Origin of the sequence: Pseudomonas sp. BRG-100 (assembly GCF_000737955.1) — a bacterium.
GTDB lineage: Bacteria > Pseudomonadota > Gammaproteobacteria > Pseudomonadales > Pseudomonadaceae > Aquipseudomonas > Aquipseudomonas synxantha_A.
In genome coordinates, this window is the sequence record NZ_JPRX01000001.1 from 328,089 (window position 1) to 339,669 (window position 11,581).

Annotated in this window: 13 protein-coding genes; 9 read left to right on the plus strand and 4 right to left on the minus strand. The window is 61.3% G+C overall.

The genetic code is table 11. The features are described 5' to 3' along the window. Positions 1–57: 57 nt before the first annotated feature. Entirely contained in the window at positions 58–837 is a 780-nt protein-coding gene (locus JH25_RS25330; RefSeq protein WP_005788530.1) for a TSUP family transporter, read from the plus strand. Here JH25_RS25330 and nudC read toward each other — a convergent pair. Together nudC and JH25_RS25320 are read right to left on the minus strand one after the other, a co-directional pair. Then, positions 805–1,638, minus strand: coding sequence for an NAD(+) diphosphatase (nudC, locus tag JH25_RS25325; RefSeq protein WP_005788532.1), 834 nt, complete (start codon positions 1,636–1,638; stop codon positions 805–807). The two genes, JH25_RS25330 and nudC, sit on opposite strands and share 33 nt — an antisense overlap. A gap of 5 nt (positions 1,639–1,643) precedes the next feature. Next, positions 1,644–2,456 (minus strand): crotonase/enoyl-CoA hydratase family protein, encoded by an 813-nt coding sequence (locus tag JH25_RS25320; RefSeq protein ID WP_032875698.1) that lies wholly within the window; start codon positions 2,454–2,456, stop codon positions 1,644–1,646. A gap of 185 nt (positions 2,457–2,641) precedes the next feature. Between JH25_RS25320 and JH25_RS25315 the strand changes: the two genes are divergently transcribed. The 3 genes from JH25_RS25315 (at position 2,642) to JH25_RS25305 (ending at position 5,037) form a co-directional block, all read left to right on the plus strand. Continuing rightward, positions 2,642–3,196 (plus strand): UPF0149 family protein, encoded by a 555-nt coding sequence (locus tag JH25_RS25315; protein ID WP_032875701.1) that lies wholly within the window; start codon positions 2,642–2,644, stop codon positions 3,194–3,196. Positions 3,197–3,357: 161 nt separating this feature from the next. Beyond that, positions 3,358–4,614, plus strand: a complete 1,257-nt coding sequence (locus JH25_RS25310) for a 3-phosphoshikimate 1-carboxyvinyltransferase (protein ID WP_032875703.1) — start codon at positions 3,358–3,360, stop codon at positions 4,612–4,614. Positions 4,615–4,647: 33 nt separating this feature from the next. Then, a complete protein-coding gene (locus JH25_RS25305; protein WP_005788540.1) occupies positions 4,648–5,037 on the plus strand; it encodes a hypothetical protein in 390 nt (129 codons plus the stop codon). Position 5,038: 1 nt separating this feature from the next. Here the strand turns inward: JH25_RS25305 and JH25_RS25300 are convergent, their stop codons facing one another. Continuing rightward, positions 5,039–5,638 (minus strand): NAD(P)H-dependent oxidoreductase, encoded by a 600-nt coding sequence (locus JH25_RS25300; RefSeq protein ID WP_032875706.1) that lies wholly within the window; start codon positions 5,636–5,638, stop codon positions 5,039–5,041. A gap of 72 nt (positions 5,639–5,710) precedes the next feature. Between JH25_RS25300 and JH25_RS25295 the strand changes: the two genes are divergently transcribed. Then, complete coding sequence (locus tag JH25_RS25295; RefSeq protein WP_032875709.1) at positions 5,711–6,313, plus strand: TetR/AcrR family transcriptional regulator; 603 nt, start codon at positions 5,711–5,713, stop codon at positions 6,311–6,313. On the opposite strand, the gene JH25_RS25290 is transcribed toward JH25_RS25295, so the two are convergent. Next, entirely contained in the window at positions 6,303–6,980 is a 678-nt protein-coding gene (locus tag JH25_RS25290) for a GNAT family N-acetyltransferase (protein ID WP_032875712.1), read from the minus strand. The two genes, JH25_RS25295 and JH25_RS25290, sit on opposite strands and share 11 nt — an antisense overlap. Positions 6,981–7,168: 188 nt before the next feature. On the opposite strand from JH25_RS25290, the gene JH25_RS25285 reads away from it, so the two are divergent. The 4 genes from JH25_RS25285 to JH25_RS25270 all read left to right on the plus strand — a co-directional run bounded on the left by JH25_RS25285 (position 7,169) and on the right by JH25_RS25270 (position 11,494). Beyond that, positions 7,169–7,879, plus strand: a complete 711-nt coding sequence (locus tag JH25_RS25285) for a FadR/GntR family transcriptional regulator (protein ID WP_032875715.1) — start codon at positions 7,169–7,171, stop codon at positions 7,877–7,879. 106 nt (positions 7,880–7,985) lie between these two features. Next, entirely contained in the window at positions 7,986–9,179 is a 1,194-nt protein-coding gene (gene lhgO, locus JH25_RS25280) for an L-2-hydroxyglutarate oxidase (protein WP_032875718.1), read from the plus strand. A gap of 56 nt (positions 9,180–9,235) precedes the next feature. After that, on the plus strand, positions 9,236–10,561 hold the full coding sequence (locus tag JH25_RS25275; RefSeq protein WP_032875721.1) for an MFS transporter: 1,326 nt from the start codon (positions 9,236–9,238) through the stop codon (positions 10,559–10,561). A gap of 81 nt (positions 10,562–10,642) precedes the next feature. Beyond that, a complete protein-coding gene (locus JH25_RS25270) occupies positions 10,643–11,494 on the plus strand; it encodes a CAP domain-containing protein (RefSeq protein ID WP_005788547.1) in 852 nt (283 codons plus the stop codon). Positions 11,495–11,581 lie beyond the last annotated feature (87 nt).

The window sequence follows — 11,581 nt, forward strand, 5'->3', positions numbered from 1 at the left end:
AGTCACATCGCAGTAAGATGCTGGCTTTCTGCGGCCCTCCAACAATAAGCCCTGCCCATGCCCTTCGAACTCAGCGTTGACCTCACCACCCTGGCCATCCTGGCCGTCGTTGCCTTTATCGCCGGTTTTATCGACGCCATCGCCGGCGGCGGCGGGCTGCTGACCACACCGGCCCTGCTCACCGCCGGTATGCCGCCTCACCTGGTACTGGGCACCAACAAACTCAGCTCCACCTTCGGCTCGGCCACCGCCAGTTTCACCTTTTACCGGCGCAAGCTGTTCCACCCGCGCCAATGGGTGCACGCCATCGTCGGTACATTGATCGGCGCGCTGACCGGTGCGGTGGTCGCCCACTACCTGCCCGCCGAAACCCTGAACAAGATGCTGCCGGTGATCGTCTTTGCCTGCGGGGTGTACCTGTTGTTCGGCGGTACGCCAAAGGCGCCGGTGGATGCCGAAGCACCGATCAAGAAGAAATGGCAGGCCACCCAGGGCTTTGGCCTGGGCTTCTACGACGGCGTGGCCGGGCCCGGCACCGGTGCATTCTGGACCGTCAGCACGATGCTGCTGCACCCCATCGACCTGGTGAAGGCCAGCGGCGTCGCGCGCAGCATGAACTTCGTCAGCAACGCGGCGGCGCTGACGGTGTTTATCATCAATGGCTCGGTAGACTGGATCGTCGGGCTGGCGATGGGCGTGTCAGTGATGTGTGGCGCGTTCTTTGGCGCACGCAGCGCAATCAGCGGCGGCGCCAAATTCATTCGCCCGGTGTTTATCACCGTGGTGCTGGGCCTGACCGTACGCCTAGCCTGGCAGCACTGGTTCAGCGTGGCCTAAGCGGCGGGCCACGTAGAGGTCGATCAGGTAACGAGCAATCGAACGTGACGCCGGCAACGGCGGCAGTTCGTGGATGTTGAACCACTGCGCATCCTCGATCTCGTCGGCCTGGGGCACGATGTCGCCACCGGCGTACTCGGCGTGGAAACCCAGCATCATCGAATGGGGGAACGGCCAGCACTGGCTGCCCATGTACTGGATATTCTTCACTTCTATCTGCACTTCCTCGCGCACTTCGCGGATCAGGCAGTCTTCGGCCGATTCGCCGGGTTCGGCAAAGCCGGCCAAGGTGCTGTAGACCCCTGTGACGAAACGTGGCGAGCGCGCCAGCAGGATCTCGTCGCCACGGGTCACCAGCACGATCATGCTCGGCGAAATCCGTGGGTAGCTGCGCAGGTCGCAAGGCGCGCAGTACATCGCCCGCTCCCGCGGGACCTGAACCATGGCCTGGCCGCAACTGCCGCAGAAACGATGCTCCCGCGCCCAGGTGCCGATCTGGGCGGCGTAGCCCAGCACTCTGTAGAGAGTGTGATCGCCCTGTAGCATGAAACCGCGCAGCCCCTGCCAACTGCACCCTGGCACATCGGCAGCACTGTCGAGTTCCAGCAAGTACACCGGTTCACCATCGAGGTGGCCGATGCCGTGTTCAGCGAACACCGGCAGGTCCTGACGCTTAAGCCACTCCCGAGGGAACAGAGGGCCATTGGCGTCATGCAAAAAGCCCTCACGGCTGCGGGCGACGGCCCAGCCGCCGACGGCGTCGTTATCCAGCAGCGTTGTGGTAATCCAGCCTGGGGTCATATCAGTCAATCCACGAATTCGGGTTTCTGCTTGCTCATATGGGCCGCAATGGCCACGCGCAAGTCGTTGGATTGCAACATAGCCGAGTTCCAGGTGGCAACGTATTCCAGGCCGTCATTGACTGTGTGGTCACGCATGTAGCTGATCATGGCTTTGGTGCCGGTCACGGCGATTGGCGACTTGGCGGCGATTTCATGGGCGATTTCCATAACGCCGGCCAGCAGGCTGTCCTGATCGGCATACACGCGATTGACCAGGCCGATGCTGCGCGCTTCTTCAGCACCGAACTGGCGACCGGTGTAAGCCAACTCACGCAACATGCCGTCGCCGATGATGCGCGGCAGGCGTTGCAAAGTGCCTACGTCAGCGGCCATGCCGATGTCGATTTCCTTGATCGAGAACTGCGCGCCCTCGGCCGCGTAGCGCATGTCGCAGGCGCTGATCAGGTCAATGGCCCCGCCAATGCAGTAGCCCTGGATCGCGGCGAGTACCGGCTTGCGGCAATGGTCAACCGCATTGAACGAGGCTTGCAGCTCGAGGATCTTGCGCCGTAACAGGCGCGCATTACGCCCCACGTCCTTGCTGAACTCATTGGCTATCGAGGCCAGCATCATCAGGTCGATACCCGAAGAGAAATGCTTGCCCGCACCACTGAGCACCACGGCGCGCACGGCATCGGTGTCGTCGATCCATTGGAAGATGTCGATGATTTCGGTCCAGAACGCCGCGTTCATGGCGTTGATCTTTTCCGGGCGATTGATCTGCACATGGGCAACGTTGCCGCTCAGTTCGACGACGAAGGCTTGGTATTCGGACATGGCAGTGATCCCTGACTGGCGATTGAGGAAGGCCAGACTATATCAAGGGTGCGCCACGGCGCATCGGCCAAAAGCGGGACTGGCCACGGTGAGGGAAAAGACGCTGGATAAAACCCGGTGCACACGCCATCCTTTGCGCTTTAAGCCGCCCCTGTCAGCGGCGCTCGACGTTTTAAGGATATGCCATGCACGCCCAACCCCTCTCCCCCGCCGATTTCGACTTCATTGAGGCCACCTTGCTCAAATACGGTGAAGACCACTCGGTGCTGAACATGGCCGAACTCGACGGTTATTTCACCGCCCTGGTTTCCAGCCCGGCCAAGGTGGACGTGGCCGAGTGGTTCCCGGCGATCTGGGGGGGGCAAAACCCTGAATGGGACAACATGGACGAGGCCCAGGATTTTCTCGAACTGTGTGTACGCCATATGAATACCCTGGCTGCTCGATTGGCCACCGACTCCCAGGCATTCAAAGCCCGTTTCGATGAAACCGAACATCAAGACCAGGCAGTGACGCTGGCTGAAGAATGGTGTTTTGGTTATGTGCGGGGTGTGACGATCGGCAACTGGCCGCCATTGCCCGCCGAACAAGCCGGGCAACTGGAAAAAATCACCGGGTGCGCCGAGCAGGACAATTTCGAACTGCCGGCGGACCTGGATATAAACGCCCATCAACAGCAGGTCAGCGAAATCGAACCGGCTGCGCGGGTGCTGCATGACTACTGGTTGAGCCAGCGTTAAGCCGGGCTTGCTGGCCCCGTCCCACATTTGAATCGGAGCACATTCCAGAAAATTCACGCAGATCACTTGCTCACTCGACAAGCATGGCGTGTTTGCCTGATTATTCGGGTCCGCACGTCGGCCACTCCACGCCACCTCGCCTTGACCAGGAGCCTTGTACCTTGAGTTCGCAAAAAACCGTGACCGTTACACCGCCCAACTTTCCTCTCAATGGCAAGGTCGCGCCCCCCGGCTCCAAATCCATCACCAACCGCGCCCTGTTGCTGGCGGCATTGGCCAAGGGCACCAGCCGTTTGAGCGGTGCGTTGAAAAGCGATGACACTCGCCATATGTCAGTCGCCCTGCGTCAGATGGGTGTGAGTATCGATGAGCCAGACGACACCACGTTTGTCGTCACCAGCCAAGGCTCGCTGCAATTGCCTCCCCAACCACTGTTCCTCGGTAACGCCGGGACTGCCATGCGCTTTCTCACCGCCGCCGTGGCCACCGTGCAAGGCAGCGTGGTGCTGGACGGCGATGAATACATGCAAAAGCGCCCGATTGGCCCGCTGCTGACCGCCCTCGGCCAAAACGGAATTCAGGTCGACAGCCCCACTGGCTGCCCGCCCGTGACCGTGCATGGCACAGGCAAGGTACAAGCCAGGCGCTTTGAGATCGATGGCGGCTTGTCCAGCCAGTATGTATCGGCCCTGCTGATGCTCGCGGCCTGTGGTGAGGCGCCGATTGAAGTGGCGTTGACCGGCAAAGACATCGGCGCCCGTGGCTACGTGGACCTGACCCTGGATTGCATGCGCGCCTTTGGCGCCCAGGTTGAAGCCGTGGACGATACCACCTGGCGCGTCGCCCCGACCGGCTACACCGCCCAGGATTACCTGATCGAACCCGACGCCTCGGCCGCTACCTACCTGTGGGCCGCCGAAGTGCTGACCGCTGGCCGTATCGACATCGGTGTCGCGGCCCAGGATTTCACCCAGCCGGACGCCCAGGCCCAGGCCGTGATCGCCCAGTTCCCGAACATGCAAGCCACGGTGGTCGGTTCGCAAATGCAGGACGCAATCCCGACCCTGGCCGTGCTCGCCGCTTTCAACAACACCCCGGTGCGTTTTACTGAACTGGCGAACCTGCGCGTCAAGGAATGTGACCGTGTACAGGCACTGCACGACGGCCTCAATGAGATCCGCCCAGGCCTGGCGAGCATTGAGGGCGACGACCTGCTGGTGGCGAGCGACCCAGCCCTGGCCGGCACCGCGTGCACGGCGCTGATCGACACCCACGCCGACCACCGCATCGCTATGTGCTTTGCCCTGGCCGGGCTGAAAGTTTCGGGGATTCGCATCCAGGACCCGGACTGCGTGGCCAAGACCTACCCTGAGTACTGGAAAGCCTTGGGCAGCCTGGGCGTTCAATTGACCTACTGACACGCCGATCGTGAAACTTCGCCGGGAGCGTCGATGACCATTCGCCAACCCTGCCCTCCCGGCGCCTGTGTGTGCGAGCGTGAACAACTGCTGGAGGCGCCCGGCGCGGACCTGCGCATCCTCCAGTTGACGCGACAGCAGGAAAAAATCCTGCTCGAACGCCTTGAAAACCTCAAGAGTCTGCAAGACCTTGAACACATGCAGCAGCGGATGTACGAGCAACTGGGCATCCGCGTGCACATTGCGCCTGGGCATACCGAGGTCAAGAGTATGCGCGGGATCCAGATCGTTATCGACGAGTTGCCGGGCATGTGCCGCAAGACTCGTCAATCGATCCCGGCATCGATCCGCCGCGGCCTGGAAAAACGCCCCGAGATTGCCTACCGCTTGCTCGATGCCCACGACCTGTTTCGCGACACCTGAATCACCCCGCGACTGTCTCGCGCTGGAACATCCCCTGCCCCACAGCTTTGGCCGTGTGCAAATGCGCCTGGGCGCCCCCGCTCTCCGAATCCAGCAGCAGCTTGGACGTCAGCACCTGCGCCCCGCAGTAATCAAAGATGCCGTAATCGATCTGGGTGTGCATGGCCTTGGCATAGCCGTGCCGATCGAAAGCGCTGTCATCCGCGCCCCCGAGGGCCAGCAGGTGCACCTGCAAGTGGCGCAGTTTTTTCACGACGGGTGTGTCGGGGCCATAATCAATCGCCCAGCCGTTGACGAACACGCGGTCGACCCAGCCTTTGAGCAACGCCGGCATCGACCACCAGTAGATCGGGAAAGCCACCACCAGCGCGTCGGCGCGCTCGATACGCGCCTGTTCGGCCAGCACATCGGCCGGCGGAGTTGCATGAGCGCGGTGCACCTGATGATCGGCGGCGGTGTAGCGTGGGTCGAACCCTTCGGCGGCAAGGTCGGCGATTTCGAAGGTGTGGCCGGCGGCGGTCAAACCGGCGCCTACCTGAGCCGCTACGCTATGGGTGAGCGATTTCGGGTCGTGATGAGCAACTACGATCAAGGCGTGCATGACTTTAACTCCTGACAGGATTAAGCTACGTTTAGTAAGTTACGCCCTTTAAGTTACTTTTGGTATATAAGCATGTCAAGCCGTGAATCCCCTGCCCCACGTCGGCGCTTGTCCCGTGAAGATCGCCAGCGCCAATTACTCGATGTGGCGTGGCAATTGGTGCGCGAGGAAGGCACCGACGCCCTGACCCTGGGCCGCCTGGCGGAGCTGGCAGGTGTGACCAAGCCGGTGGTCTACGACCACTTCACCACGCGTGCGGGATTGCTGGCGGCGTTGTATGCCGATTTCGATGCGCGCCAGGACCAGGTGTTTACCGAGGCCATCGACACCAGTAAGGCGACGCTAGAGGACCGGGCATGGGTGATCGCGTCGGCGTATGTCGATTGCGTGCTGTTGCAGGGCCGGGAAATCCCCGGGGTGATTGCCGCGCTGAGCGGCTCGCCGGAGCTGGCGGTGCTCAAGCGCGAATATGAGGCGATCTTCCTGGAAAAGTGCTCCAACGCACTGTCACCGTTCGCCTCGGGCGGCGGTGTTTCCAAGGCCGGCTTGCGCGCTATGCTCGGTGCGGCGGAAGCCCTGTCTCATGCGGCAGCCAATGGCGAGATCAGCCGTGAGGAGGCCCAGCAGGAATTGCTGGCGACCATCCTGGGGATGGTCCAGCGGGTCAAATCGTAGGAAAACGCTGCTGGATGTACAGCTGCACCTTGCGCGTCAACTGATCCAGATGCCGGTCACGCTGTTTTTCAGCGTCGACCATGGCGCGCTTGCCGTGCTTTTGCAGCAGGTAGGTATGAATCTGGCGCACTTCCAGCGAACGATAGATCGCTGCCACATCCAACACCCCCATCAAGCCATCGGTGCCGTAGTCTCGGGTGTTCATCAGCACTTGGGTGCCACGTGCGCCGCGCACCTGAAACCCCATGGCCTCGAATACCGGGACCTTCTCCACCGCACAGGCCAGTTCGGCGTGGGGATAGCGCGCCAGCACATCGCCTAGCATTTGCTTCGCCACGCCCTGGCGACGAAAGCCGGCCTGCACCGCCATAAAGGCAATGCCGCAGGCTTGAGGGTCGTTCTTGACCGGCAGATACAGGCAAAAACCGACAACGGTTTCGTCCTGCATCGCCACGACCAGCTCGACGGCGATGCCCTTCTCGCCATTCAACGCCTCAAGGTACAAGTGCACCTCAAACCCGATGGCGTACTGGTAGATGTTGTAGAGCAAGTTACTTGGCGCCAGCGCGACACTGCTGATGTCGGTGAGGTTGTCCACCACCATCTGCAGGATCTGGCTATTGACCGATTCGGGGCACGGCGTGGTGTAACGGGTAAGGCTGAACATGCAAATTCCTGGAGTTTCGCGTCAAGGCAGCGGCGATTGTACCTGTTGCAGGCCGCTCATGGCCCGCACAGTGAACGCAGGTAACGGGCCTTGCCGCCTATCTTGCTGCACTGATCGTGTTGGACACATATTGACAAGCTAAATTCGTAACGACTATTGTCTGACAACCTGATTACCAAGGTTTCATCATGCTTGAGCTCCAGCGCCCCGACTCGCTTGTCGTACGGGTTGTCAGCGCCATTCGCGCAGAAATCGAATCCGGCCAACTGGCTCCGGAGTCGCGCCTGCCTACCGAACAGCAATTGGCTGAACAGCTCAACGTCAGCCGCTCTGTGGTGCGCGAGGCCATTGCCCAGCTCAAGGCCGACGGTGTTCTCACCGCCCGCCGGGGGTTGGGGTCGTTCATTTCGCAGACCCCGGCCGGCACGGTGTTCCGTTTCCCGCAGCAAAATGGGCGACGGCCTGACCTGGCGCAGATGTTCGAAGTGCGCCTGTGGATCGAAACCCAAGCCGCCTCGATTGCCGCCCAGCGCCGTGACGCCGCCGACCTGCAACGCATGGAAAGCGCCTTGCAGGCCATGCAGGACCATCGCGACGACTTTGAAGCCGCAGCCCTGGCCGATGTGGAATTCCACCGCGCCATTACCGACGCCAGCAAGAATGACTACTTCGTGGCCTTCCATGACTTCCTCAGAAGCCAGCTGGCGAGCGCACGCAAGACCGCCTGGGAAAACTCTGCCTCGCGCTTCGCCACCGGCTCGGCCGATGCGACCCAGGAACACCAGCAGCTCTATCAGGCCATCGCCGACGGTGATGCCCAACGCGCCGCTGCCAGTGCAGAGGCCCATCTGCGTGCATCCGCACGGCGCTTGCAACTGGAACTGCCTCCCATCAACTGATCGACTTTTTAAAGCGTGTCCCCGGACACGCCATTTTTTTAACAAAAACATTAGTCTGACAACCTGATAAGCAGACCAAAATGTCTAACCTTAGGTACTCCCAGCAATGATTCACGACTTTTGCATTATCGGCGGCGGCATCGTCGGCCTCGCCACTGCCATGGAACTGCTCAAGCGCCAACCCGGCGCATCACTGGTTATCCTGGAAAAGGAGCCGGTGCTGGCCAAGCACCAGACCGGCCACAACAGCGGCGTGATCCACGCCGGTATTTACTACGCCCCCGGCAGCCTCAAGGCCGACCTGTGCAAGCGCGGTGCCGAAGCCACCAAGCAGTTCTGCCGCGAACACGGGATCAAGTTCGAGGTGTGCGGCAAGCTGCTGGTGGCCTCCAGCCCCCTGGAAATGCAACGCATGGAAGCCCTGCACGCCCGCGCCCAGCTCAACGGTATGCAGGTCGAGCGCCTGGATGCCGAGCAACTGCGCGAGCGTGAACCAAACATCGTCGGCCTGGGCGGCTTGTTTCTCGATGCCACCGGCATTGTCGATTACCGCCAGGTGTGCGAGACCATGGCCCAGGTGATTCGCCGCAACGACGGGCAGATCTGCCTGGAACGCACGGTCACTGCGATCCACGAAGACACCGATAAAGTCACGGTCCATACCCAGGGCGAAACCTGGCAGGCGCGGCACCTGGTGGTGTGCGCCGGTTTGCAATCGGACCGCCTGGCTCGCCTGGCCGGGATCAGTATCGACCATCAGATCATCCCGTTTCGCGGCGAGTACTTCCGCTTGCCGGCGGCAAAGAACAACATCGTCAACCACCTGATCTACCCGATCCCCGACCCGCAGTTGCCGTTTCTCGGCGTGCACCTGACACGCATGATCGACGGCAGTGTCACCGTCGGCCCGAATGCCGTGCTGGGCCTGGGCCGCGAGAACTACCGCAAGTTCTCGGTGAACTGGCGCGATGTGGCGCAATACGCCAGCTTCCCGGGTTTCTGGAAAACCCTCTGGCAGAACCTCGGCTCCGGCACCACCGAGATGAAAAACTCTTTGTTCAAGTCCGGCTACCTGGAGCAGTGCCGCAAGTACTGCCCTTCTCTGACCCTCGACGACTTGCTGCCCTACGAGGCCGGTATCCGTGCCCAGGCAGTCATGCGCGACGGCAGCCTGGTACACGATTTCCTGTTCGCCCAAACCCCGCGAATGCTCCACGTGTGCAACGCACCTTCACCGGCCGCCACCTCGGCCATGCCCATCGGCGCGATGATCGCCGACCGTCTGTTCCAGCCTCAGTAATACCCGTACTGCCCGTTCACCCAAAAATAACTACAAAGACCAGAAGGAAATCCAGCATGTCGGCATCCGCCTCAATCCCCGGCACCGAAACGCCCGAACAAACCCGCAAGCGCCTGCGCAAAGTGGCCGCCGCCACCATCTTTGGCTCGATGCTGGAGTGGTACGACTTTTACCTGTACGCCACCATGGCGGCCATTGTGTTTTCGAAGATCTTCTTCGATAACAGCGACCCGAAAACGGCCACGCTGATGGCCTTTTCCACCTTTGCCATCGGCTTTATCGCCCGCCCTTTCGGCGGCATTCTGTTCGGCTACCTGGGTGACAAGTTCGGACGCAAGCAGGTGCTGGTGCTGACCTTCTGCCTGATGGGCGTGTGCACCACGCTGATCGGCCTGATCCCCAGCTATGCCTCCATTGGTATCTGGGCGCCGATCCTGCTGGTGTTCATCCGCATCATCCAGGGGCTGGGCGCGGGTGCTGAACTGTCGGGCGCCGCGGTAACTTCCTACGAACACGCCTCCCATGGCAAGCGCGGCAGCCAAGGTGCCTGGCCGGCACTGGGGCTGAACCTGGGCCTGTTGCTGTCCTCACTGACCATTTACCTGCTGACCATCAACGGTAACGAGTTCTTGCTGGCCGGCGGTTGGCGCATCCCCTTTATCTGCAGCATCGTGCTGGTGGGCGTGGGTCTGTGGGTGCGTAACAGCATTCCGGAAACCCCGCAGTTCGAGGAACTGAGCAAGGAAAAAGCCAAGGCCAAGCCGTCGCCCCTTAAAGCGTTGTTCAAGAACGACCTCAAGGGCCTCGCCGTGGTGTTCTTTGTCGCGATTGGCTACAACGCCCTGAGCTATATCTTCAAGACCTTCTCCCTAGCGTACCTGACCCAATTCAAAGGTGTGGATGTACACGTCACCTCCCTGTCGGTGACCATCGCCAGCCTGGTGGCCATCGTGGCCGTGCCTTGCTTTGGCTGGCTGTGCGACAAGTGGAGCAGCAAGATTGTGTTGATGCTCGGCGGTCTGTGCTCGCTGCTGTTCGCCTACCCGTTCCTGGCCCTGCTCAACAGTGGTGAAAGCCTGATGATCTATCTGGCCATCGGTGTGGGCACCGGTATCCTTGCGCCGATGATGTTTGCGCCCCAGGGCTCGTTCCTGAGCCGGCAATTCCCGACCCAGACGCGCTCATCGGGCTTCGGCACCGGGCGCGAAATCGGCACCGCGATTGCCGGTGGCCTGGCACCGCTGGGCGCGCTGTCGATGGTGGCGGCCTCGGCCACTCATTCCACCGATGGCGTGGTGGTTATCCTCGCGATTTCCGCCCTGCTGGTGGTGGTGTTCGCCCTATGCGATCAGGGTGCAAAACACTCGACATTCAAGAACTGAAGAAAAAAGTTCGGACCAACGGGTGCATGGATGCACCTGGATCGCGCATCATGGGCACTTTCAAGCTCAAGGGTAACGTCCATGCGCGTTCTGTCATTGATGATGGGTCTTACGACGCTGGCCGCCACTACGGTGTTCTGCGCCAGCGCGATGGCGAATGAAGAAAGTCAGTTAGTCCAACAGATCAACCAATACCGCAGCCAGGTGCAACGCTGCGGTGACCAGGGTTCCCAGGAACTGCCACCGCTGACCAGCGACACACGGCTGGTGCTGCCGGCCTCCAATGTCGGCGACTTGCAGCAGTCGCTGGCGCGGGCTGCGTACCCTATGGTCAACGTGCAGGCCATCAGCCTGTCCGGGCCCAAGGATGCCGACGCCGCCATGAAAGCAGTGCGCGAAAGCTTCTGTCGGGTCGTACTGGACCCGCAATATGTCGACATCGGCGTCAGCAACAGCGGCCAGGATTGGCGCATCGTGCTGGCCCGCCCGCTGCTGACCAGTGGCCTGGGCGACTGGCAGACCGAAGGCAAGCAACTGCTGAACCTGGTCAACGCTGCGCGCGCCGAACCACATCAATGCGGCACCCAGGCGTTCAGCGCGACCACGCCGCTGTCGTGGAACGACACCCTGGCCAGCGCGGCCAACAGCCACACGCGCAACATGGCCAACGGCAACTTCTTCGACCACCTGGACCACGACGGTCGTACTCCCGGTGACCGCGCCGAACTGGCCGGGTATATCGCGAAGAACATCGGCGAAAATATCGCCGCCGGCCTCGATACCCCTCGCAAGGTCGTGGACGGTTGGCTCGCCAGCCCCGGCCATTGCGCCAACCTGATGAACCCGCAATTTCGCGAATTGGGCGCGGCCTACGCGATGGACCCCAAGAGCGATGCGGGTATCTATTGGACAGGTGTATTCGCCGCTCAATAACCTGGATATTCGCGCTGAACTGGGAGCAGTCATTCAGGTCTGTTGCTTGGCAACCTGACGTTTCAGGCAATAGTCGAACCGCGGTAG